The organism is Pseudomonas sp. BP01, assembly GCF_022760795.1.
Lineage (GTDB): Bacteria > Pseudomonadota > Gammaproteobacteria > Pseudomonadales > Pseudomonadaceae > Aquipseudomonas > Aquipseudomonas putida_Q.
In genome coordinates this window covers 31114-55173 of sequence record NZ_JAFBKA010000038.1, presented here as the reverse complement: position 1 = coordinate 55173, position 24060 = coordinate 31114, and the positions used below count along the sequence as shown (strand labels likewise).

The window sequence follows — 24060 nt, the reverse complement described above, 5'->3', positions numbered from 1 at the left end:
ATGGGAAGGATGCAGCATGCCCAACACGCCCTCCAGCCACAGCGAAAAACGCGATTTCATCCGCATGCGCATCGACACCGCGGTCAACCTGCTACATGAAGGCCAGGTGATCGCAGCCGTGTGCCTGGACTTGTCCAGCGGCGGCATGCAGGTGCAGGCACCGCAACGCTTCCAGGTGGGGGATCATATTGAGGTGCGGATCGAGTCTGACCACCCGGCGCTGAAAGGGCTGCATGCCAGCACCGAAGTGGTATGGATTGCCGACCAGCCGGGTGGACAGCAGAAATTCGGGTTGCGCGTGCTGGCCATGCATTGAACAGGGGCCTATTGCGGCCCCTGTTCACAGATCAGAAGTCGTCTTCGACTTCGCCATCCTTGACCTTGAACTCGCGGTTCTGCAGGTAGGCGTTACGAATGAAGATGTACTTGTCACCCTGAATCAGCTTCTCGGCAGACAGCAAGTCGGCACGCGTGTCGATCACGTCCAGGGCGAAGATGGAATTGCGTGTCGGCACATGGTCGATGTAGCGATAGGGTTTGGTGTAGCTGTCCGGGTACTTGGCCACGCCGTCACGCACCGTGCTTGGCCCCAGCAGGGGGATGACCACGTACGGGCCGCTCGGCACACCCCAGTAGCCGAGGGTCTGGCCGAAGTCCTCGTCACTGCGCTGCAGGCCCATCGTGGTGCCCACGTCGAAGAAACCGCCCAGGCCAAAGGTGGTGTTGACGATCAGCCGCGCGGTATCCACGCCCGCCGCATGAGGCTTGAGCTGCAGCACGTTGTTGGCCAGGTTGGTCACGTCACCCAGGTTGCGGAAGATGTTGTGGATGCCATCTTCAAGGAACTGCGGAGTGACCGCCTGGTAGCCCTTGGCCAACGGCTTGAGGGCATAGGTGTCGAGGGTATCGTTGAAGCGGAAGATCGGCCGGTTGACCGCTTCCCAGGGATCTTCCTCGGTGGCTGCCTGGGTGGCTGCCACGGGCGCCAGCAGCATGCTGGCGCAGACACAGGCCTGGGTGACTCGTTCGATCACACTGGCACCGATCCTACGCATAGATGTCTCTCCATCGAATTTCTCGGCCGCAAGCGCAACGGGTCGCGCTGCTGGTAAGGCGGCAGTATAGAGGCTTGCGGGCTGATAAACAGCTTTACACATGTTTGCGCAATATTTTGTGAACAACTGTTGCATAAGGGCCGATGTCACAGGGCGGTAACAATCACCGAATAGCCTGCGGACTATTTGGGGGAAGTTGCCATGGATGCTGCACCCGCCTTCACTGCTGTGCTGTTCGGCTTGCGCGGCTGCCTGGTACAGGCCGCCACTGGTGGCGCCCCCTCGCCCGCCCCTGGCGCCCTGGCTACCCTCGCCAGCCTGCGCCAGCATCAGGTGCCGTGCATCTGGCTGGATGACCTCAGCGCCACCCAAAGCAAGCGCCTGGCCCACGTACTGCCCGGCTGGCTGCCGGGGCATTCGGTCAACGGCGTACGCTGGCCGGCGCCGAACGCCTGTTGGCAGGCACTGATGACCCTGGAAAGCGAACGCCTGGACGGCTGCGTACTGGTCAGCGGCGACCCGCGCCTGCTGCAGTCCGGCCTTAACGCCGGTTTGTGGACGGTAGGCCTGGCCGCCTGCAGCCCGTTCTGCGATCGCAGCTCGCGGCAATGGCTAGCCATGACCTCGCAACAACAGGACGTGGCCCGCGGCAAGGCGACGCTGGAACTGTTCGGCATGGGGGTGCACTCGGTCATCGACCACCTGGAAGCGCTGGAAACCTGCCTGCAGGACATCGCCCAGCGCCGGCGCAAAGGTGAAAAACCCTGATACAGCACCTTTGACGCGGATCATGCAAAGCGGCGGCAGGTGGATTACGCTGAAGACAGGCCAGAACCTTTGCCGCTTCGCTGAGGTCCATGGTTTGCCAAGCCCTTGATGGAGAACTACCAATGCCTGCCCGCGAATTGCAAGAGCGCCTGAACAGCTTGCGCGAGCAACTGGACCGCAACGTACCGCTCTCGGAAGACGAACTGGCCGCGTTGCACGAAGAAGCGCGCCAGATCGAGGCGCAACTGAAACTGGAGGAAGCCACGCCAGACAACAACCTGGTGGATGGCGTGAACCTGGCCATCGAACGCTTCGAGGCCGACCACCCCGACCTCACCGCCACCCTGCGCAGCATTGCCAACTCGCTGCACAGCATGGGGATCTGAAACAGCTGGGGCTGCTCGGCAGCCCATTCGCAGCACAAGGCTGCTCCCACAGGTTCAGCGCAAAACCCTGATCATGCGCTGAACCTGTGGGAGCGGCCTTGTGTCGCGAAAGGGGCGCAGAGCGCCCCCAACGTACTTGAGCCTTACTGCCGAACCAGCCGCTTGTTATCCGGGCTGATCGCCCCAGTGCTACGGTACGGGTTGATATCCAGCCCACCCCGGCGCACATACCGCGCATACACCGTCAGGTGCTCCGGCTGCAGCAGGTTCTTCAAGTCCAGGTAAATGCGCTCGACGCACTGCTCATGGAAGTCGGCATGCTGGCGGAAGCTGATCAGGTAGGTCAGCAGGCTGGCGTGGTCCAGCGCCCTGCCCTTGTACTCGACCACCACACTGCCCCAGTCGGGCTGGCCGGTCACCGGGCAGTTGGACTTCAGCAGGTGGCTGTGCAAGGTCTCTTGCACCACTTGCTCCGGGTTGCAACGCAGCAGCTCTGGCTGCGGCTGCTCATAGTTGCTGATGGCAACGTCCAGCGCATCGATGCACAGCCCCGGCAAGGCCACCACGCCTTGGGCCTCGACTTCAGCCAAGGTACGTACCTTCACGCCCACCGGCTTGCCGGCCGCGGCAGACAGGTCTTTCTCCAGGCAGGCCTGCAATTCGCCCAGCGAGGCAAATACCGTCTGGTTCAGCGAGTTGAGGTACAGCTTGAACGACTTGGACTCGATGATGTTCGGCGAGTCGGCCGGGATGGCGAACTCGCCGATCGCCACCACCGGCTTGCCCGACGGCAGCAGCCAGCTCAGCTCGAAGCAGTTCCAGTAATCCACGCCCTGCCAGGGCAAGGTCTGCGCGGTGACGCCCAGCTCGGCCCACTTGGCGGTACGCGGGATCGGGAACAGCTGCTCCGGGGAGTAGGTGGCGATGTATTCGCTGGACTTGCCCAGCGGCGAGTGTTCGGCAGCAGGATGCATGGAAACTGACCTAGAGGTTCGAAATTGCACCTAGTCTACCGGTTTTGCACCCTGCCTTGGAGCGCAAGTCACTCGATGGTCAACGCCCCGACCATGCCAGCCTGATAATGTCCCGGCACGTTGCACGCGAACTCGATAGGCGCCGACTTGCGGAAGGTCCAGGTCAGCTCGGCGCGCTGGCCTGGCATGACCAGCACCGTGTTGCCACCACCGTGGCCATGGCCGCCGCCGTGATCCATCATCTGGCCGTGGTCCATGCCTTCGTGGTTCATGGCCTCGGTGAACATCTTGCCTTGCATGGCGACCATTTCCTTCTGGTGCTCGGCATGCATGGCCTTGTCACCGAGGTTGAATTCATGCGGCAGCTTACCCTCGTTGACCAGTACGAAGCGCACCGTCTCGCCGGCTTTTACCTGCAGGTTTTTGGGCTCGAAGGCGATGTCCTTGAGCACCACGTTGACCGTGCGGGTGGCTTTGTTCGCCGGGGCCGGCTCGCCAAAGGCGAAAGTTTGCGCCTCGCCGGCAAAGGTCGGCAGGCTGGCCAGGGCAAGGGCGGCGATGAACAGGCGTTTCATGATGACTCCGGAAATGTACAACAGGATGAAGCCACCTTAGTCACGGGCGACTGGCAGCTACCTGACAGGGAGATTACAACTTTGTCAGCTTGGGCGTGCCTGCGCTTCGTCACGTATCATTTCAGCCACTAGACCGCCCGCTCCCACAGGGCAGGTACAAACTTTCAGATTATGGACAGTGCATGAAACTGCTGATCGTCGAAGACCAGGCCCGCACCGGCCAGTACCTGAGCCAGGGCTTGAGCGAGGCCGGCTTCGCCACCGAGCTGGCCACCGATGGCGAAACCGGCCAGTTCCTGGCCCTGACCGGCGACCACGACCTTTTGATCCTCGACGTGATGCTGCCCGGCCGTGACGGCTGGCAGATTCTGCAGGCTGTGCGCCAGGCCGGTCTGGATACGCCGGTACTGTTCCTCACCGCCCGTGACGCCGTAGAGGACCGCGTGCATGGCCTTGAGCTGGGCGCCGACGACTATCTGGTCAAGCCGTTCGCCTTTTCCGAACTGCTGGCCCGGGTGCGCAGCCTGCTGCGCCGTGGCACCAGCCCCAGCCAGGACACTACCCTGAGCCTGGCCGACCTGCGCCTGGACCTGATCCGCCGCCGCGCCGAGCGCGCCGGACAGCGCATTGACCTGACCGCCAAGGAATTTTCCCTGCTCGAACTACTGCTGCGCCGCCAGGGCGAGGTATTGCCAAAATCGCTGATCGCCTCGCAGGTGTGGGACATGAATTTCGACAGCGACACCAACGTCATCGAAGTGGCGATACGCCGCCTGCGCCTGAAAATCGACGACCCGCACCCCAACAAGCTGATCCACACCGTACGCGGCATGGGCTATGTACTGGAAGAGCGCACGGAATGATGCGCAGGGTTTCTCTCGGCAGCCGTCTGGCACTGTTATTCGCCGCCTGCACCGCCGCGGTTTCGCTGGGCGCTGGCGTGTTGTTCAGCCGGGCCAGCGAGCAGCACTTCGTCGAACTCGACCAGCAACTGCTGGACTCGCGCCTGTCAGTGTTCCGTACGCAACTGGCTGGCATCTCCACCCCGACCGAGCTGCAGGCACGCCTACCCGCCCTGCGCGATGAACTGAGCCACCAGGCCGACCTGGCCCTGCGCATCAGCGGCAGCGACGGCACCACCTGGTTCGAAAGCCGCACCGGGCTACCGCAGGCACCGCTGCCCGCCGGGCTGGCCACCCTGCATGCACAAGGCACCGATTACCGCAGCCTGGCTGTGCACCTGGTGCAGGGCGCCGTGCAGTCGCCACAACTGGCCCTGTACCTCGACATCACCCACCACCAGCACTTCCTGCAGGGCATGCAACGCCTGATCTGGCTGACTGTCGGCCTTTCCGCGCTGGTCACCGCGCTGCTCGGCGCCTGGGCGGTACGCCGCGGCCTGCGCCCGTTGCGGCAGATGGGCCAGGTGGCCGCCAGCGTGTCGGCACGCTCGCTCACCACGCGCCTGCCGGTGGCGCAAATGCCCGAGGAGCTGGCCGAGCTGGCCACCAGCATGAACGCCATGCTGCAGCGCCTGGACGATGCCTTCCAGCGCCTGTCGGCATTTTCTGCCGACATCGCCCATGAGCTGCGCACGCCGCTGTCCAACCTGCTGACCCATACCCAGGTTACCCTCACCCGCCCGCGCAGCCTCGAGGAGTACCGCGAAGCGCTGCATGGCAACCTGGAAGAACTGCAGTGGATGGCGCAGATGATCAACGACATGTTGTTTCTGGCCAAGGCCGACCACGGCTTGCTGGTACCAGGGCAAGCGCTTTTGGCATTGCACGACGAGGTGGATGCGCTGCTGGAGTACTACGCGCCGCTGGCCGAAGACAGCGATGTGCAGATGCTGCGCGAGGGTGAAGCCGTGCTGCACGGTGACCGGCATATGCTGCGCCGGGCGCTGTCCAATCTGCTGGATAACGCCATGCGCTTTACCCCGGCGGGTGGGCAGGTAAGGGTGACGCTGGCGCCAGGGCCGAGAATCAGCGTGGCCAATACCGGGCCGGCTATCGAGCCTGCTGCTTTGCCGCGGTTGTTCGACCGTTTCTATCGTGTGGACCCGGCACGGCGCGAAGGCAGTAGCGAGCATGCTGGGTTGGGCTTGGCGATTACCCGGTCGATCGTGCAGGCCCATGGCGGGTGCATTCGGGCGGAATGTGAAGGTGGCTGGACACGGTTCGTGATCGAGTTCAGCCAGGATCGGTGAAATTGGGGCTGCTTCGCAGCCCATCGCCGGCAAGCCAGCTCCCACAGGACTGCATCAAGCCGAAAGCGTGCGCGGTACCTGTGGGAGCCGGGGCTGCTGTGCTGCCCATTGCCGGCAAGCCGACCCCCATAGGAACGCATCAAGCCCAGAGCCTGCGCGTTACCTGTGGGAGCCGGGGCTGCTGTGCTGCCCATTGCCTGCAAGCCGACCCCCATAGGAACGCATCAAGCCCAGAGCCTGCGCGTTACCTGTGGGAGCCGGGGCTGCTGTGCTGCCCATTGCCTGCAAGCCGCCCCCCATAGGAACACATCAAGTCCAGAGCCTGCGCGATACCTGTGGGAGCTGGCTTGCCGGCGATGAGGCCCTCGAACCTACCTCAAACCGCCAGACCAATCGCCGGCTGTACCTGCGACGCCCGGTAGGCCGGGTAAATGGTCGCCAGGAAGCTCATCACCAACCCGGCCGTACAGATCATCACCACATCGCCCCACTGCAATTGCGATGGCAGGCTGCTGACGAAGTACACGTCCGAAGTAAAGATGTGCTGCCCGCTCACCCGCTCCAGCCAACCCACGATCTGGCTGACATTGAACGCTGCAATCACGCCCAACACGCCGCCGATCAGCGTCCCGACCACACCAATCAGGCTGCCCTGGACCATGAACGTGCCCATGATCTGCGCTGGCGTGGCGCCCAAGGTACGCAGAATGGCAATGTCCGGCCCCTTGTCGTTCACCACCATCACCAAGGTGGCAATGATGTTGAAGGCCGCCACGGCGATGATCATCATCAGCAGCAGGCCGATCATGGTCTTTTCCATCTTCATGGCGCTGAACAGGCTGCCCTGGGTATGCGACCAGTCATCGGCGCGGTAGGCGTCACCCAGCCCGGCTGCAATCGCCTTGGACACCTGCGGCGCGGCATACAGGTCCTGCAGTTTCAGGCGCACGCCCTGCACCTGGCCCGGCGCCCAGCGTTGCATCTCGCCGGCGTCGGCCACGTGGATGTAGGCTTGCGATCCATCCAGCTCGGCACCGACCTTGAAGATACCGACCACCGTCAGGCGCTGCATGCGCGGGGTGATACCACCCGGTTCCTTGCTGATTTCCGGCACGATCAGGGTCAGTTTGTCGCCGGTGTTCAGGCGGAAGCGCCGCGCGGTCAATTCACCGATGACCACACCGAACTCACCCGGCTGCAGGTCTTGCAGGCGGCCCTGGACAATGTGCTGGCCAACGATCGAGACCTTGCCCTCCTCGGCCGGGTCGATACCACCCACCTGGATCGGCTGCATCGCACCCTTGTACGACAGCATGCCCTCCATTTCGGTAATCGGCGCAGCCGCCACCACCGCCGGGTTCTGCATGGCTGTGTCGGCCACTTTGCGCCAGTCGTCCAGGGGCTGCACGCCAAGGATGGCGGCATGCGGTACCAGGCCGAGGATGCGCGAGCTCATTTCGCGCTGGAAGCCGTTCATCACCGACAGCACCACGATCATCGCCAGCACGCCCAGCGACAGGCCGATCATCGAGGTCATCGAAATGAACGAGATGAAGTGGTTACGGCGCTTGGCTCGGGTGTAGCGCGCGCCGATGAAGATGGGCAAGGGTCTGAACATGTACGAAATCACCCAATGAAAACAGGAAAACGGGGCGGCACCTGCCACCCCGAGCAGTCGATCAGATCGCCACCAGGTGGCCGTCGTCGAGCTTCAATACACGGTCCATCTGCCGCGCCAGGTTGAGGTCGTGGGTGACCACCAGGAACGCCGTGCGCGACGAGCTGGACAGCTCCTGCATAAGCTCCTGGATGCCCTGGGCGGTATGGTGGTCGAGGTTGCCGGTAGGTTCGTCGAGCATCACCAGGCCAGGGCGGTTGACCAGTGCCCGGGCAATCGCCACCCGCTGGCGCTCACCGCCAGACAGCTCGGCCGGCTTGTGGGTCAGGCGGTGGCCCAGGCCCACGCGCTTGAGCAGTGCCTCGGCACGCTCCCGCGCCTCAGGGATGGGCGTGCGGCCGATCAGCAGCGGCATGCACACGTTCTCGATGGCGGTGAATTCCGGCAACAGGTGGTGGAACTGATAAACAAAGCCCAGCTCACGGTTGCGCAGCAGGCCACGGGCACGTTCGCCCAGGGCCGACAGCTCTTCGCCAGCCAGCCAGACGCTGCCCTGGGTCGGCCGATCAAGGCCGCCCAGCAGGTTGAGCAAGGTACTCTTGCCCGAGCCGGAGCTACCGACAATGGCCACTCGCTCACCGGCATGCAGCTCAAGGTTGAGCCCGGACAGCACCTTTACCGATTCCGGGCCCTCGTCGTAGGACTTGCCCAGGTTGCGGCAACTCAGAACGGCTTTATCACTCATGCGCGACTCACTCATAACGTAGCGCCTCTGCAGGCTGGGTGCGGGCCGCACGCCAGGCCGGGTACAGGGTGGCGAAGAAACTCAGGACCAGCGCCGCACCGCAGACCATGTACACGTCCTGGGACTGGATCTGCGACGGCAGGTAATCGATGAAGTACACATCGGCATTGAGGAACTTGTGCCCGATCAGCTTCTCGATGCCTGCGATGGCCGCGCTCACGTTCAGCGCGGCAACGATCCCGACCACGGCGCCGATCAGGGTACCGATCACCCCGATCACCGTGCCCTGGACCATGAAGATGAGCATGATCTGCCCGGGCGTGGCGCCCAGCGTGCGCAAGATGGCAATGTCGCCGCGCTTGTCGTTGACCACCATCACCAGGGTGGAAATGATGTTGAACGCCGCCACCGCCACGATCAGCAGCAACAGCAGGCCGATCATGGCCTTTTCCATGCGGATGGCCTGATACAGGTTGCCGTGGGTGCGGGTCCAGTCACGGCTGTAGTACTCCTGGTCGCCCAACTGCTGGGCGATGCTCCAGGCCACGCGTGGCGCCTGGAACAGGTCGTCGAACTTCAGGCGCAGGCCCTGCACCTGGTCGGGCTTCCAGCGGTGCAGGCGGGAAAGGTCGCTGATGTTGGTCAGCCCCAGATAACCGTCGATCTCGCCCGCGCCCACGTGGAAGGTGCCAACCACGGTGAAGCGCTTCATGCGCGGGAACATGCCGGCCGGCGTCACGCTGACCTCGGGGGCGACGAAGGTGAGTTTGTCGCCGATGGCCACACCCAGCTTGGCCGCGGCCTTGTCGCCGATCATGATGCCCCACTCACCCGGCGCCAGCTGGTCGAGGCGGCCTTGCAGGACAAAGTTGTCGATGATCGACACCTCGCGCTCGCGGGCCGGGTCGATGCCGTTGAGCAGCACCTTCTGCACCTTGCCGTCATGGGTCAGCAGGCCCTGCATCTGGGTGAATGGGGCAACCGCCACCACCTGCGGATTCTGCTTTACTTGTTGGGCAAGGGCAGGCCAGTCGGCAATGGGCTGGCCGCTCTCCAGCGTGGCATGGGGGATCATGCCCAGCACGCGGGTGCGCATCTCGTGGTCGAAACCGTTCATCACCGACAGCACCACGATCATCACCACCACGCCCAGGGCGAGGCCGATCATCGAGGTCAGGGAAATGAACGAGACGAAGTGATTACGGCGTTTGGCACGGGTATAACGCGTGCCTATGAATGCGAAAAGAGGTCTGAACATGTCGGGGCTTGTTCGGATGAAAGGGAACGTCCTTGTGGCGAGGCGCCTACGGCGGCTTTACACTCGGACCACCGCCGCTACCTTGGGTTCGCCATGACGACATTAGACGAAGAAGATCGCCGCGAATACTACCGCATCGAAGATCGGATCGCACTTCAAATCAGCCCCCTCAGCGCGGCCGAAGCCCTTGAGCCAGATGTATTGCAAGATGATTCTCCGCTGTTCAACCTGCTCAGCGAGTTGCACTTGTCCGACTTCGAGTCGCAGCACCTGCTGCGTCAGTTGAGCGACAAGGACCGCACCCTGGCTGCCTTCCTGCGGGCACAGAACAAACGCCTCGACCTGCTCAGCGCAGTTGTTGCCCAGACCCTGCTCGGCGAAGTAGGCCAGCCGCTGCCAGTGGTCCTTTCCGAAGGCGGTATCGAATTCGCGCAGGCCACGCAGATTGCCCCAGGCACCCGGGTGAAAGTGAAGATGGTGCTGATGCCGCGCGCCCACGGCTTGCTGCTGCGCGGCAAGGTCACCCATTGCGACCCATGCCCCGAGGGCGGCTTCGAGGTCGGCACCGAATTCATCGACATGACCGATGCCCAGCGCCAACTGCTGGCTCGCTACATCCTGCAGCGCCAGCAACAACAACGGCGCCAGCAGCTGGAACAGAACGATCCCGCCTCATGACCCTGTTTTTCTCTGATTTGAAGGAACGAACGTGACCCTGATCTACGGCCATCGCGGCGCCAAGGGCGAAGCACCCGAGAACACACTGCACAGCTTCCGCCAGTGCCTGTCCCACGGCGTCACCCGCTGCGAACTGGACCTGCACCTGTCGGCCGACAACGAGCTGATGGTGATCCACGACCCAACCCTCAAGCGCACCACCGGCCGACGCGGCAAGGTGGTCGACCACCCTGCCGCCGACCTGATGAAAATCGATGCGCGCAACGGCGGCCCGGGCCACGTGCAGCCCTGCCCTATTCCGAAACTGGAAGAGCTGTTCGAGAAATGCCCGTTCGAGCATTGGCAGCTGGAGGTAAAAAGCGCTTCGCGCACCCGCGCGGCCACTACCGTGCTGGCGATTCGCGAACTGGCCCAGCAGCATGGGCTGCTGGACAAGGTCACCATCACCTCCAGCTCACGCGAAGTGCTGGGCGCCGCCCTGGAACTGGTGCCGGACGTGAAGCGCGGGCTGGTCGCCGAGTACGCCTGGCTCGACCCGTTGAAGGTGGCGCAGAACTACGGCTGCGATCTGCTGGCATTGAACTGGACACTGTGCACCCCCGAGCGCCTGCTGAAAGCGCAGGCCCAGGGTTTGCACGTATCGGTGTGGACGGTCAACGAGCCGGCACTGATGCGCCGGCTCGCTGACTTTGGCGTGGACAGCCTGATTACAGACTTTCCCGGTTTGGCCAAGACCACCCTCGGGTAGGGTTGAAATCGGTCTCTCCGACCGGCTCAGGCCACCGGTCGGAGCCGCTCAAAAAAGCCGGTTCAGGCCATCGTAGGCAGCTACCCGGTAGGCTTCGGCCATGGTCGGGTAGTTGAACGTGGTGTTGACGAAGTACTTCAGGTTGTTCTGCTCACCCGGCTGGTTCATGATCGCCTGGCCGATGTGGACGATCTCCGAAGCCTGGTAGCCGAAGCAGTGCACGCCGAGGATTTCCAGGGTTTCACGGTGGAACAGGATCTTCAGCATGCCCTGTGGCTCGCCGGCGATCTGCGCACGCGCCATGCTCTTGAAGAAGGCCTTGCCCACTTCGTACGGCACCTTGGCCTGGGTCAGTTCCTGCTCGTTCTTGCCGATCGAGCTGATTTCCGGAATGGTGTAGATACCGGTCGGTACGTCATTGACGAAGCGCCAGCTGCCATTGTCGACGATGCTGCCCGCCGCAGAGCGCCCCTGGTCGTGCGCGGCACTGGCCAGGCTCGGCCAGCCGATCACGTCACCGGCGCCGTAGATGTTCGGCACGGTAGTGCGGTAGGCCTCGTCGACCTCGATCTGGCCACGGCTGTTGACCTTGATGCCGATGTTCTCCAGGCCCAGCTTGTCGGTGTTGCCGGTACGGCCGTTGCACCACAGCAAGGCGTCGGCCTTGATCTTCTTGCCCGACTTAAGGTGCAGGATCACCCCGTTGTCCAGGCCTTCGACACGCTCATACTCTTCGTTGTGGCGCACGGTGATGTTGTTGTTGCTGAAGTGGTAGCTCAGCGCCTGGGAAATTTCCGAATCCAGGAAGCTCAACAGCTGGCCACGGTTGTCCACCAGCTCTACCAGCACGCCCAGGCCGCTGAAGATCGAGGCGTATTCGCAACCGATCACGCCGGCGCCGTACACGATCAGCTTGCGCGGGGTGTGGCTGAGGCTGAGGATGGTGTCGCTGTCGTAGACGCGCGGGTGGTGGAAGTCGATGTCGGCCGGGCGGTACGGGCGCGAGCCGGTGGCGATGATGATGTGCTTGGCGTTGAGCTTTTCCACCACACCGTTCGGGCACACCACTTCAACGGTTTGCTCGTCGGCAAAGCTGCCGGTGCCGAAGAACACATCGACACGGTTGCGGGCGTAGTAGCCGGTGCGCGATGCAACTTGCTTGGAAATCACCTTCTCGGCGCTTTTCAGCACGTCCGGGAACGAGAACCAGCGCGGCTCACCGATCGCCCGGAACATCGGGTTGGTGTTGAACTGCATGATCTGCCGCACCGAGTGACGCAGTGCCTTGGACGGGATGGTACCCAGGTGCGTGCAGTTGCCACCGACTTGGCGACGGTCATCGACCATCGCTACCTTGCGCCCTGCTTTGGCGGCGTTCATTGCCGCGCCTTCACCGGCCGGGCCAGAACCCAGCACCACTACGTCGTAGTTGTAGACAGCCATGCGTACTCCTTCAGAACTGCCCGCAAGCCACGGTCGCTCGCGGGGCGCGATCATGCCGCCGGGGCGTCATGAGAAAATTCGGGTGCAGTCTAATCAAGCGTGAACGCCGCGCACATTAACCCTTGGTCGCGTCGTAGGCCAATTTTGCCCGCACTACATATGGTTCACCCATTCCCTGGCGGCAATCATCCCTGCCTGCGCTTTCAGTCGCCTTTCACTGCCCGTTCGAATGCGGGCGTAGCTCGAGAGACGAAGCCACCCTCGGCCCGAGTCACCAATACTGCGGCCAGCCCGTGCGCCACGGCAAAATCCCAGCCACGTTCAGGGCCAAGGATCAGCAGCAGTGTCGAATAGCCGTCGGCCTGCAGTGCCGAGGCGTCCAGCACGGTGACTGCGGCCAGGTCGTGCTGCACGGGGCGCCCGACGCGGGCATCGAAGGTGTGCGAATAGCGCCGGCCATTCTCCTCGAAATAGTGCCGATAGTCACCCGAGGTTGAGACTGAAAGGCCATTGACCGCAATGATCTGCCGGGCGATCTGGCGGTCTTCGCGGGGCAACTCCAGGGCGATGCGCCAGGGGCTGCCATCGGGCTTGCGGCCAACCGCCTTGAGCTCGCCAGTGGCCTCGGCGACAAAACTGGCTATACCCATGGCGCGCAGGCGCGCGGCGATCAAGTCGACGGCATGGCCGGCGGCGATGCTGTTGAAGTCGAGCTGCACCGGGGCGTCCTTGCACAGGGCCTGGCCTTGCACATGCAAGTGCCGGTAGCCCACGCGCTGACGAACCTGAGCCAGGGCTTGCGGGTCGGGCACCTGCTCGTGGCGGGCCTGGGGGCCGAAGCCCCACAGGTCAAGCAAGGGTTCAACGGTGAGGTCAAAGGCGCCATCACTCTGCTCGGCCAGTTGCTGGCCAAGGGCAACCAGTTCAAGCATGTCGGGCGGCAGGGCCAGGCACTGGTTGGCGGGCAACTGGTTGAAACGGCTGACGGTGGAATCGCCACGGTAGGTCGAATAGTGCCGGTCGATGTCGCCAAGGATGGTTTCGACCGCCGCCTGTACCTGGGCCGGCGCCGGGCCACCGGGCTCGCGGACGTATTGGATGCTGTAGCTGCTGCCCATGGTCGGGCCGCCCAGGCGCTCCAGGGTGGGGCCCTGGTTGCAGGCGGTGAGCAGCAGGAGGATGAACAGTAAGGCTGTGCGCAAGGTTCGGGCTCTCGGTTGCCTGCACTGGCCTCATCGCCGGCAAGCCAGCTCCCACAAGTACTGAGCTGAGTCTGACGACTGTGCAGTACCTGTGGGAGCTGGCTTGCCGGCGAGAGGCCAGTACAGACACAGTAGATGCCCGATCAGTTCATCAGGCAAAAAAAACGGGAACCCGAAGGTTCCCGTTTTTTCATTGCCTTACAAGCGAATCAGCGTGGAAACGCTGGCGGGTTCACACCGGCCATGTCTTCCATCACGCGAACCACCTGGCAGCTGTAACCGAATTCGTTGTCGTACCAGACGTACAGGACAACGCGGTTGTCGTTGGCGATGGTGGCTTCAGCGTCAACCACACCGGCGTGGCGCGAGCCAACGAAGTCGGTCGAAACCACTTCCTGCGAGCTGACGTAGTCGATCTGCTTGTGCAGTTCCGAGTGCATGGCCGTCTGGCGCAGGTACTCGTTGATTTCGTCGCGGTTGGTGGCCTTTTCCAGGTTCAGGTTCAGGATGGCCATCGAAACGTTTGGCGTCGGTACGCGAATGGCGTTGCCGGTCAGCTTGCCCTTCAGCACTGGCAGCGCCTTGGCAGCTGCAGTGGCGGCGCCGGTTTCGGTGATGACCATGTTCAGCGGCGCGGCACGGCCACGGCGGCTGCCCTTGTGGAAGTTGTCGATCAGGTTCTGGTCGTTGGTGAACGAGTGAACGGTTTCGACGTGGCCGTTGACGATGCCGTACTTGTCGTTGACAGCCTTGAGCACGGGCACGATGGCGTTGGTGGTGCAAGAGGCCGCCGAGATGATCTTGTCATCGGCAGTGATGTCACCGTGGTTGATGCCGTGCACGATGTTCTTCAGCGCGCCCTTGCCAGGTGCGGTGAGGATCACGCGGGCAGCGCCCGGGCAGGCCAGGTGCTGGCCCAGGCCGTCGGCATCACGCCATACGCCGGTGTTGTCGACGATCAGCGCGTTGTCGATGCCGTACTGGGTGTAGTCGACTTCGCTCGGGCTCTTGGCGTAGATAACCTGGATCAGGTTGCCGTTGGCGGTGATGGTGTTGTTGGCTTCGTCGATGGTGATGGTGCCATCGAACGGGCCGTGCACCGAGTCACGGCGCAGCAGGCTGGCACGCTTGACCAGGTCATTCTCGGCGCCTTTGCGCACGACAATGGCACGCAGGCGCAGGCCGTCGCCACCACCGGTCTTCTCGATCAGGATGCGCGCCAGCAGGCGGCCGATGCGGCCGAAGCCGTACAGGACAACGTCGGTGCCTTTGCGCGCCGAAGCGTTCTGCTGGCCAACCACGTCGGCCAGCTCTTCACGGACGAACTGCTCGGCAGTACGGCCATTGCCTTCCTGCTTGAACTTGTTGGCCAGCTTGCCCAGGTCGACCGAAGCGGCGCCCAGTTTCAGCTCGCTCATGGCCTTGAGCAGGGGGAATGTCTCGTGGACGGACAGTTCGGTTTCGTCGGCTTGACGATGACGCGCAAAGCGGTGCGCCTTGAGGATCGAGATAACCGAACGGTTGATCAGGCTACGGCCATAAATCGAGCTCACCACGTTGTTGTTGCGGTAGAGCTGACCGATAAGCGGGATCATCGCTTCAGCCAGAGCTTCACGATCAATCCACTCACCAAGACACTGGTCGGGCTTCTGAGTCACGGGAACCTTCCACATGTAGGGACAGAAAAAAGGGGCTACATTATGACGCCCCGACGCGGAACCGGCAATGAGCGCCTGTCGTAGTCACGCAAGCCAGCGTTCACGCCCTTTCGAGCCTGACAGCCGGCACGGTCACCGGTACAATCGGTGTCTTTGCCGCAACGCTTGGAGTGCAATCTCCCGTGTCAGTTCTGCGCCTACCGCACATGTCGGCCACGGCCGGCAAACAAACCTGGGGTAACCTGCCCGGTGCCGCCCTCAGCCTTGCCATCGCCGAGGCTGCCAGCAACGCTGGCCGCTTCACCCTGCTGCTGACAGCCGACAGCCAGGCCGCCGACCGTCTGGAGCAGGAGCTGCGCTTCTTCGCCCCGGACCTGCCAGTGCTGCCGTTCCCCGACTGGGAAACCCTGCCCTACGACCTGTTCTCGCCACACCAGGACATCATTTCCCAGCGCATCGCCAGCCTGTACCGCCTGCCGGAGCTGAGCCACGGCATCCTCGTGGTGCCGGTCACCACCGCCCTGCACCGCCTGGCGCCCACGCGCTTCCTGCTGGGCAGCAGCCTGGTGCTGGACGTGGGCCAGACCATAGACGTGGAACAGATGCGCACGCGCCTTGAGGCCAGTGGCTATCGTTGCGTCGACACTGTCTACGAGCATGGCGAATTCGCAGTGCGTGGCGCACTGATCGACCTGTTCCCGATGGGCAGCAAGCTGCCCTACCGCATCGACCTGTTCGATGACGAGATCGAGACACTGCGCACCTTCGACCCCGAGACCCAGCGCTCGATCGACAAGGTGGATTCGGTGCGCCTGCTGCCGGCACGCGAATTTCCGATGCAAAAAGAGGAAGTGACCCGCTTCAAGGCACGCTTCCGTGAACGCTTCGACGTCGACTTCCGCCGCAGCGCGATCTTCCAGGACCTGGCCAGCGGCATCATTCCTGCCGGCATCGAGTACTACCTGCCGTTGTTCTTCGAAGAAACCTCCACCCTGTTCGACTACCTGCCAGCCGACACCCAGGTGTTTTCGCTGCCCGGCGTGGAACAGGCCGCCGAACACTTCTGGAACGACGTGCGCGGGCGTTATGAAGACCGCCGCGGCGACCTCAGCCGGCCACTGCTGCCGCCTGCCGAGCTGTTCATGCCGGTGGAAGACTGCTTCGCCCGGCTCAAGCAATGGCCGCGGGTGGTGGTCAGTAGCGAAGACATCGAGCCGGGCGCGGGCCGCGAGCGCTTCCCGGCGCGCGCCCTGCCCAACCTGGCCATCGAGGCCAAGGCCAATCAGCCGCTGGCCGAACTGGCCAACTTCCTCGACCAGTTCCCAGGCCGCGTGCTGTTCACCGCCGAATCGGCCGGCCGCCGCGAAGTGCTGCTGGAGCTGCTCGAACGGCTGAAACTGCGCCCGCACACCGTCGACGGTTGGGCCGACTTCATCACCGGTAGCGAACGCCTGGCAATCACCATTGCCCCGCTAGATGACGGCTTGCTGCTGGACGACCCAGGCCTGGCCCTGGTCGCGGAAAGCCCGCTGTTCGGCCAGCGCGTGATGCAGCGCCGCCGCCGCGACAAGCGTGGCGAAACCGCCAACGACGCGGTCATCAAGAACCTCACCGAGCTGCGCGAAGGCGCACCGGTGGTGCACATCGACCATGGTGTGGGCCGCTACCTGGGCCTGGCCACGCTGGAAATCGACGGCCAGGCTGCCGAATTCCTCACCCTGGAATACGCCGAGAACGCCAAGCTGTACGTGCCGGTGGCCAACCTGCACCTGATCGCCCGCTACACCGGCAGCGACGACGCCCTGGCACCGCTGCACCGGCTGGGCTCGGAAGCCTGGCAGAAGGCCAAGCGCAAGGCCGCCGAACAGGTGCGCGACGTGGCCGCCGAACTGCTCGACATCTATGCCCGCCGTGCTGCGCGCAAGGGTTATGCGTTTGCCGACCCATCCGCCGACTACGCCACCTTCAGCGCCGGCTTCCCGTTCGAAGAAACCCCTGACCAGCAAACGGCCATCGAAGCGGTGCGCGCCGACATGCTCGCGCCCAAACCGATGGACCGCCTGGTGTGCGGCGACGTCGGCTTCGGCAAGACCGAAGTGGCCATGCGCGCGGCGTTCATCGCCGTACACAGTGGCCGCCAGGTCGCCGTGCTGGTGCCCACTACCCTGCTGGCCCAGCAACACTACAACAGCTTCCGTGACCGCTTTGCCGACTGGCCGGTGACCGTGGAAGTAATGAGCCGTTTCAAGTCGGCCAAGGAAGTGGCCGCCGCCGCGGCCGACCTGGCCGAAGGCAAGATCGACATCCTCATCGGCACCCACAAGCTGCTGCAGGACGATGTGCGCTTCAAGGACCTGGGCCTGGCCATCATCGACGAAGAGCACCGCTTTGGCGTGCGCCAGAAGGAGCAGCTGAAGGCCCTGCGCAGCGAGGTCGACATCCTCACCCTGACCGCCACGCCGATCCCTCGCACGCTGAACATGGCAGTGGCCGGTATGCGCGACCTGTCGATCATCGCCACGCCACCTGCGCGCCGCCTGTCGGTGCGCACCTTCGTCATGGAGCAGAACAAGAGCACGGTCAAGGAGGCGCTGCTGCGCGAACTGCTGCGCGGTGGCCAGGTGTACTACCTGCACAACGATGTGAAAACCATCGAAAAATGCGCCGCCGACCTTGCCGAACTGGTGCCCGAGGCACGTATCGGCATCGGCCACGGGCAAATGCGCGAGCGCGAGCTGGAACAGGTGATGAGCGATTTCTACCACAAGCGCTTCAACGTGCTGGTGGCATCGACCATCATCGAAACCGGCATCGACGTGCCCAGCGCCAACACCATCGTCATCGAGCGCGCCGACAAATTTGGCTTGGCCCAGCTGCACCAGCTGCGTGGCCGGGTCGGCCGTAGCCACCACCAGGCCTACGCCTACCTGCTCACCCCAACCCGGCAAAAGGTCAGCGCCGACGCTGAAAAACGCCTGGAGGCCATCGCCAACACCCAGGACCTGGGCGCCGGTTTCGTGCTGGCCACCAACGACCTGGAAATCCGCGGTGCGGGCGAGCTGCTGGGCGAAGGCCAGAGCGGGCAGATACAGGCGGTGGGCTTCACCCTGTACATGGAAATGCTCGAGCGCGCGGTCAAGGCGATCCGCAAGGGTACCCAGCCAAATCTGGAGCAGCCGCTGGGCGGCGGGCCGGAGATCAACCTGCGCTTGCCGGCGCTGATCCCAGAGGACTACCTGCCCGACGTGCATGCGCGGCTGATCCTGTACAAGCGCATTGCCTCGGCCGCTGACGAAGAAGGCCTCAAGGACCTGCAGGTAGAAATGATCGACCGCTTCGGCCTGCTGCCAGAGCCGACCAAGAACCTGATGCGCCTGACCTCGCTCAAGCTGCACGCGGAAAAGCTCGGCATCAAGAAAGTCGATGCCGGCCCCAATGGCGGCAAGCTGGAGTTCGAAGCCGAAACCCCGGTCGACCCGCTGACCCTGATCAAGCTGATCCAGGGCCAACCCAAACGCTACAAGTTCGAAGGCGCTACCCAGTTCCGCTTCCTGGTCCCGATGGAACGCCCCGACGAACGTTTCAAAACCCTGGAGGCGCTGTTCGAGCGCCTGACCCCACAGCCTGCCTAAGGAAGATCCATGCGTGCCATCCGTTGCCTGACCCTGCTGCTGGCGCTGTTCGCGCCAGCCGCCTTCGCCGAAGGCCTGTATCAGGTAGAAATGATTCTGGTGCGGCAGAACAGCGTGCCCGCCTTCACCAGCCCGTTTGCCCCTGAAGACTGGAGCGCCGGGGCCCCGCGCCTGGCAAAAGACGCCGAGCGCCGCCTGGCGCTGGAAGACGAAGCCACCCGCCTGGAAGCCACCGCCGACTACACCGTATTGATGCACAAGGCCTGGCAGCAGCAGTTGGGCAGCGAACCCAGCCGCATCGCCTTGGGCGAAGGCACCGAACAGTTCGGCCACTTCCCTATCGAAGGCAACCTGAGCATCGCTGAAGGCCGCTTCATCTCGGTCGAGGCCAACTTCTGGGTCAACCAGCTGGACGGCAACGGCAGCGTGCTGCAAAGCGAGCAGTTCAGGCAGAACAACAGCAACATGAAGGGCGGCCAGCTGACCTTCCTCGACGGCGGGCACTTGGCCGTGCTGCTGAAGGTGACACCACCGGGCACGCCGAAAATGCCGGTGATGGACCCGGAGATGATGGAGCAGTAATCCGATGAAGCAAGATGCCGCCGAGATGGTGAACGCTTATCCGAACTGGACCCAATCGTTCAGCAAAGCTGCCCTGCAACGCGGTGAGCGCTATGCCGAGGAAGGCAGGGTCGAACTGGAAGGCCTCTATGGGCCGACCATCACGGCCAATTGCCAAGGGAGTGGCGACAACCACTATCGGCAAAGCATCGAGTTGCACGTAGCCGGCGGCCGTTGCCATGTGCACGGTGAATGCGATTGCCCTGTAGGGCAAAACTGCAAGCATTGCGCCGCTGCACTGTTCTGCATAAGCGACCCTTGGTCCAATCATGAGGCCACGCAAGCCGACCCGGCAACGTTGTCCGCCGAACTGCAGCACTGGTTGAGCGGCCTGGAGCAGGCCCCGCCCAAGCCCAACGCAACCGAAGACAAACGCGGACGCATGGTGTGCTACCAGCTCAATCTCACCGATGATGCCGGCTGCGCCCTGCTGGTGCGCAAGGGGACGCGAACCGAGGACGGCATACGCTTCAGCCGCGTCCAGTCACTGTACGACTTTCTCTACGAGCCCCCGCGCTTCGTGACGGAAGACGACACCCGCATTTTGCGCCTGCTCTCGGCCCTGAATCAGGGCGGCGGCCAGGACCGCGGCTATAAACTGAAGGGCCAGGAAGGTGGCGAGTTGTTCCAGCGCGCACTCGAAACCGGGCGCATGTTTTACGATGTCGGCTTCCCACCGCTTCATCAAGGCCCGGTGCGCCATGCCGAGTTTCGCTGGGTACGCCTGGACAACGGAAACTACCGGGGACTGTGGTACAGCGGCGAGGAAATGCTGCGCTGCGTCATCCCGCTGCTGCCACTTTACTACTTCGATCTGCTGACCAGTGAAGTGGGCAAGGTCGAGCACAGCCTGGATCCGCATGTCGCCGTGCAGCTGACTATTGCCCCCGATGTACCCGAGCACCTGGTCGTACCCCTCAGCCACAAGCTCAATGCCCTCAGCCACAAGGTGCCGACGCCGACGCCAGTGCAGGAGCAGGTGCTCGATCACATCCAGCCCAAGCCCCTTCTTGCGCTCGGCAGCCTTGAATACACCGCCTACATGCCGAAAACCGGTCGCATGCAACGGCAAATGCAACATCGCGCCGCATTGGCATTCAGCTATGACGGTTTGCAGGTCAGCGGCACCGACGAGAAGCCGCTGACCCGACTGGCGGGCAGCACCAGCCAGCGAATTCGCCGACAGCCGCAAGCCGAGCTGGCCCTGCGCAAGGCGTTACGCGACCTGGGCTTCAAACCCGCCACTCGGCAGAGCAAGGCCCTGCCCGACAGTGCCGGCGAAATGTATCAGTTGCCCGACGACGAAGCCTGGCTGCGCTTTGCACGCCAAGGCCTGCCGCAGCTGCGCCAAGCCGGCTGGGACATCGACATACACCGCGATTTCGCCTTCAACCTGCAGGAGGTGGACGACTGGTATGCGAGCATCGACGAGGCACCCGGCCATGAATGGTTCGACCTGGAGCTGGGCATCGTGGTCGATGGCCAGCGTCACAGCCTGCTGCCAATCGTGCTGCAACTGCTGCGCAGCAGCCCGGAAATGCTGCGCCCCAGCGAACTGGCCCGGCGCAGTGACGATGAGCACCTGCTGATCGACCTGAACCGCGGCCGCCTGGATGCACCGGCGTTGCGCGTCGCCCTGCCCTACGGCCGCATCAAGGCCGTGATGGGTACCTTGGGCGAGCTGTACCTGCACGAAGACACAGCGGGCCCGGCGCTGCGCATGGAACGCGCCGACGCCGCGCGCCTCAACGATATCGAAGGGTTGCCACTGCTCTGGGAGGGTGGCGAGCACGTTCGCGATCTGGGCCGCCGCCTGCGAGATGCCCGCGACCTGCAAGTGGCCCCACCCGCCGGGCTGCAGGCCAGCTTGCGCCCCTATCAGCAGCAGGGCCTGAACTGGCTGCAGGCGCTGCGGGAAATGGGCACCGGGGGCATCCTCGGTGACGACATGGGCCTGGGCAAGACCCTGCAGGCCCTGGCACACCTGCTGCTGGAGAAAGAGTCCGGGCGCCTGGAAGCACCAGCCCTGGCGGTCATGCCCACCAGCCTGATACCCAACTGGCTGGACGAAGCCCAGCGCTTTGCCCCCGGCCTGCGCGTACTGGCACTGCATGGGCCGGGTCGCAGCAAGCATTTTGCCAAGCTGCATGAATACGACCTGGTCCTGACCACCTATGCCCTGGTGCCACGCGACCTCGAACACCTGCGCGTCCAGGCCTGGCACGTACTGGTCCTGGACGAGGCACAGAACATCAAGAGCAGCACCAGCAAGGCCGCCCTCGCCGTCTGCGAGCTACAGGCCGGCCAGCGCCTGTGCCTGACCGGCACGCCGATGGAAAACAACCTGGGCGAGCTGTGGTCGATCTTCCACTTCCTCATGCCCGGCTGGCTGGGTGATGTCAAACGCTTCAACCAGGACTACCGCACCCCGATCGAACGCCATGGCGACGCTGAGCGCCTGGCCCACCTGGTCACGCGTATCCGCCCGTTCCTGCTGCGCCGCACCAAGGAGCAGGTGGCCACCGAGTTGCCCGCCAAGACCGAGATGGTGCACTGGGTCGAGCTCAGCGACGCCCAGCGCGATACCTACGAGGCCGTGCGGGTGGCCATGGACCAGAAAGTCCGCGACGAGATCGCCCGCAATGGTGCCGCACGCAGCCAGATCGTCATCCTCGACGCGCTACTCAAACTGCGCCAGGTGTGCTGCGACCTGCGCCTGGTAAAAGGGGTAGAAAGCAAAGGCAACCAGGCCGACAAGGGCAAGCTGGGCGCATTGCTGGAAATGCTCGATGAGCTGCTCAGCGAAGGGCGGCGGGTACTGCTGTTCTCGCAGTTCACCTCGATGCTGGCACTGATCCAGCAGGAGCTGGAGAAACGCAAGATCCGCTACAGCCTGCTGACCGGTGACACGCGGGACCGGCGCACGCCCGTGCAGCAGTTCCAGCAGGGTGATAGCGAAGTGTTCCTGATCAGCCTCAAGGCCGGTGGCGTGGGCTTGAACCTGACGGCCGCGGACACGGTGATCCACTTCGACCCCTGGTGGAACCCGGCCAGCGAAAACCAGGCCACCGACCGTGCCTACCGCATTGGCCAGGACAAGCCGGTGTTCGTGTTCAAGCTGATTACCCGGGGTACGGTGGAAGAGAAGATCCAGTTGTTGCAGCAGGAAAAAGCGGCGCTGGCGGCCAGCTTGCTGGATGGCGGGCAGGCCGGGCAATGGCGCATGGGCGATGAAGAAATCGAGGCCCTGTTTGCGCCATTGCCAGGCAAGCGCGGGCGGTAACCCAGCATTTTGTACTGCCCATGCCGACCTCTTCGCGGGCATGCCCGCTCCCACAGGGACCGCACCGCTGCCGAGGGCTATGCAGTACCTGTGGGAGCGGGCTCACCCGCGAAGAAGCCAGCACAGGCACAACACCGACCTCAAAACCGGCATCGTACCTGTGGGAGCGGGCATGCCCGCGAAGAGGCCGGCGCAGTCAATCGACCAGCTGAGCTTCCTTCAACGCCCCCAACGCCTCCAGCCAGCGCGGCTGCTGGCGATAATCGGTGCGCGCAAACCCTTGCCCGCGCATCCGCGCAATCCGCGGCGATGGCTTGACCTTCATCCGCTGCGCCGCACTCAGTGCCAGCTCTGCTGCCGCCCGGTCATTGCACACCAGGCCCATGTCACAGCCCGCGCTCAAGGCCGCCTCGATACGGCTGGCCGCATCACCCACCACATGCGCACCGGCCATCGACAGGTCATCACTGAAGATCACCCCGTCAAAGCCCAACTCGCCGCGCAGGATCTCCTGCAGCCAACGCCGGGAGAAACCCGCTGGCTGGTTGTCGACCTGCGGGTAGATGACATGCGCCGGCATCACTGCCGCCAGCTGCCCGCTCAGTCGCGTGAACGGCACCAGGTCAGCCTGGCGTAATTGTTCAAGGCTGCGCTCATCGGTAGGAATAGCCACATGCGAGTCAGCCTCGGCCCAGCCATGCCCCGGGAAGTGCTTGCCACAGGCAGCCATGCCAGCCGCGTTCATACCGCGGATGAACGCCCCGGCCAGTTGCGTGGCACGCAGTGGATCACCCTCGAAGGCCCGGCTGCCGACCACGGCGCTGCGCTGATGGTCCAGGTCCAGCACCGGGGCAAAGCTGAGGTCCAGGCCAACCGCCAGCACCTCGGTTGCCATCAGCCAACCGCACTGTTCGGCCAGGTACTCGGCGTTGTCATTGTCGGCCAGCGCACGCATAGCGGGCAGGCGCACAAAACCCTGACGCAGGCGCTGCACGCGGCCGCCTTCCTGGTCTACCGCCAGAATCAGGTCGGGCCGTATGGCGCGGATCGACGCGCACAGCTCGCGCACCTGGCGCGGGCTGTCGATGTTGCGAGCAAAGATGATCAGGCCGGCCACTTCGGGTTGGCGCAGCAAGTGACGGTCTTCGGCGGTCAGCCATTTACCGGCGATATCCACCATCAGGGAGCCTTGCAGGCTGACGGT

Annotated in this window: 20 protein-coding genes; 10 read left to right on the top strand and 10 right to left on the bottom strand. The window is 63.7% G+C overall.

Translation table 11 applies throughout. The features are described from left to right. The first annotated feature begins 16 nt into the window (after positions 1–16). Positions 17–316 (top strand): PilZ domain-containing protein, encoded by a 300-nt coding sequence (locus JOY50_RS25180; protein ID WP_019471259.1) that lies wholly within the window; start codon positions 17–19, stop codon positions 314–316. 31 nt (positions 317–347) lie between these two features. Here JOY50_RS25180 and JOY50_RS25175 read toward each other — a convergent pair whose 3' ends face one another. Beyond that, a complete protein-coding gene (locus tag JOY50_RS25175) occupies positions 348–1055 on the bottom strand; it encodes a VacJ family lipoprotein (RefSeq protein WP_132846181.1) in 708 nt (235 codons plus the stop codon). A 201-nt stretch (positions 1056–1256) separates the two neighbouring features. Between JOY50_RS25175 and JOY50_RS25170 the strand changes: the two genes are divergently transcribed. Both JOY50_RS25170 and JOY50_RS25165 read left to right on the top strand, forming a co-directional pair. Beyond that, positions 1257–1823 (top strand): phosphonoacetaldehyde phosphonohydrolase-related protein, encoded by a 567-nt coding sequence (locus tag JOY50_RS25170; RefSeq protein WP_138737676.1) that lies wholly within the window; start codon positions 1257–1259, stop codon positions 1821–1823. Between the two features lie 122 nt (positions 1824–1945). After that, positions 1946–2209: a DUF4404 family protein gene (locus JOY50_RS25165; RefSeq protein ID WP_019471256.1), complete on the top strand. Its 264-nt coding sequence runs from the start codon at positions 1946–1948 to the stop codon at positions 2207–2209. A 143-nt stretch (positions 2210–2352) separates the two neighbouring features. On the opposite strand, the gene queF is transcribed toward JOY50_RS25165, so the two are convergent. Then, positions 2353–3183, bottom strand: a complete 831-nt coding sequence (gene queF, locus JOY50_RS25160) for an NADPH-dependent 7-cyano-7-deazaguanine reductase QueF (RefSeq protein WP_132846176.1) — start codon at positions 3181–3183, stop codon at positions 2353–2355. Between the two features lie 68 nt (positions 3184–3251). Next, positions 3252–3758, bottom strand: a complete 507-nt coding sequence (locus JOY50_RS25155) for a plastocyanin/azurin family copper-binding protein (RefSeq protein ID WP_132846174.1) — start codon at positions 3756–3758, stop codon at positions 3252–3254. 182 nt (positions 3759–3940) lie between these two features. Here JOY50_RS25155 and cinR point away from each other — a divergent pair, with 182 nt between their 5' ends. Both cinR and JOY50_RS25145 read left to right on the top strand, forming a co-directional pair. Further along, positions 3941–4621: a two-component system response regulator CinR gene (gene cinR, locus JOY50_RS25150; protein ID WP_014753919.1), complete on the top strand. Its 681-nt coding sequence runs from the start codon at positions 3941–3943 to the stop codon at positions 4619–4621. Continuing rightward, complete coding sequence (locus JOY50_RS25145) at positions 4618–5970, top strand: heavy metal sensor histidine kinase (protein WP_132846172.1); 1353 nt, start codon at positions 4618–4620, stop codon at positions 5968–5970. Before cinR ends, JOY50_RS25145 begins: the two co-directional genes overlap by 4 nt. Positions 5971–6346: 376 nt before the next feature. Here the strand turns inward: JOY50_RS25145 and JOY50_RS25140 are convergent, their stop codons facing one another. The 3 genes from JOY50_RS25140 to JOY50_RS25130 form a co-directional block, all read right to left on the bottom strand. After that, positions 6347–7588 carry a lipoprotein-releasing ABC transporter permease subunit gene (locus tag JOY50_RS25140; protein ID WP_132846170.1) on the bottom strand — a complete coding sequence of 414 codons (1242 nt, stop codon included), beginning with the start codon at positions 7586–7588 and terminating at the stop codon, positions 6347–6349. A gap of 61 nt (positions 7589–7649) precedes the next feature. Then, positions 7650–8333, bottom strand: coding sequence for a lipoprotein-releasing ABC transporter ATP-binding protein LolD (gene lolD, locus JOY50_RS25135; RefSeq protein WP_177313761.1), 684 nt, complete (start codon positions 8331–8333; stop codon positions 7650–7652). Positions 8334–8340: 7 nt separating this feature from the next. After that, positions 8341–9591, bottom strand: coding sequence for a lipoprotein-releasing ABC transporter permease subunit (locus JOY50_RS25130; RefSeq protein ID WP_019472113.1), 1251 nt, complete (start codon positions 9589–9591; stop codon positions 8341–8343). A 93-nt stretch (positions 9592–9684) separates the two neighbouring features. Here JOY50_RS25130 and JOY50_RS25125 point away from each other — a divergent pair, with 93 nt between their 5' ends. Both JOY50_RS25125 and JOY50_RS25120 read left to right on the top strand, forming a co-directional pair. After that, entirely contained in the window at positions 9685–10269 is a 585-nt protein-coding gene (locus JOY50_RS25125; RefSeq protein ID WP_132846168.1) for a PilZ domain-containing protein, read from the top strand. A 31-nt stretch (positions 10270–10300) separates the two neighbouring features. Next, entirely contained in the window at positions 10301–11017 is a 717-nt protein-coding gene (locus tag JOY50_RS25120) for a glycerophosphodiester phosphodiesterase (protein WP_019472115.1), read from the top strand. Between the two features lie 48 nt (positions 11018–11065). Here JOY50_RS25120 and sthA read toward each other — a convergent pair whose 3' ends face one another. From sthA to JOY50_RS25105, 3 genes are all read right to left on the bottom strand, one after another. Then, the gene (gene sthA, locus JOY50_RS25115; protein ID WP_019472116.1) at positions 11066–12460 is read right to left on the bottom strand and encodes a Si-specific NAD(P)(+) transhydrogenase; all 1395 of its coding nucleotides are present in this window, start codon (positions 12458–12460) and stop codon (positions 11066–11068) included. Between the two features lie 203 nt (positions 12461–12663). Next, positions 12664–13662: an FAD:protein FMN transferase gene (locus JOY50_RS25110; RefSeq protein ID WP_026034533.1), complete on the bottom strand. Its 999-nt coding sequence runs from the start codon at positions 13660–13662 to the stop codon at positions 12664–12666. 209 nt (positions 13663–13871) lie between these two features. Continuing rightward, positions 13872–15335, bottom strand: a complete 1464-nt coding sequence (locus tag JOY50_RS25105; RefSeq protein ID WP_019472117.1) for a glyceraldehyde-3-phosphate dehydrogenase — start codon at positions 15333–15335, stop codon at positions 13872–13874. A 167-nt stretch (positions 15336–15502) separates the two neighbouring features. Between JOY50_RS25105 and mfd the strand changes: the two genes are divergently transcribed. Genes mfd through JOY50_RS25090 form a run of 3 tightly spaced genes read left to right on the top strand, consistent with a single transcriptional unit; the run spans position 15503 to position 22856 of the window. Next, positions 15503–18952, top strand: coding sequence for a transcription-repair coupling factor (mfd, locus tag JOY50_RS25100; protein ID WP_243056033.1), 3450 nt, complete (start codon positions 15503–15505; stop codon positions 18950–18952). A gap of 9 nt (positions 18953–18961) precedes the next feature. Continuing rightward, positions 18962–19534 carry a CsiV family protein gene (locus JOY50_RS25095; protein ID WP_243056032.1) on the top strand — a complete coding sequence of 191 codons (573 nt, stop codon included), beginning with the start codon at positions 18962–18964 and terminating at the stop codon, positions 19532–19534. A 4-nt stretch (positions 19535–19538) separates the two neighbouring features. Continuing rightward, on the top strand, positions 19539–22856 hold the full coding sequence (locus tag JOY50_RS25090) for a DEAD/DEAH box helicase (protein WP_243056031.1): 3318 nt from the start codon (positions 19539–19541) through the stop codon (positions 22854–22856). 196 nt (positions 22857–23052) lie between these two features. On the opposite strand, the gene nagZ is transcribed toward JOY50_RS25090, so the two are convergent. After that, entirely contained in the window at positions 23053–24051 is a 999-nt protein-coding gene (gene nagZ, locus JOY50_RS25085; RefSeq protein ID WP_207911632.1) for a beta-N-acetylhexosaminidase, read from the bottom strand. Between the last annotated feature and the right edge of the window lie 9 nt (positions 24052–24060).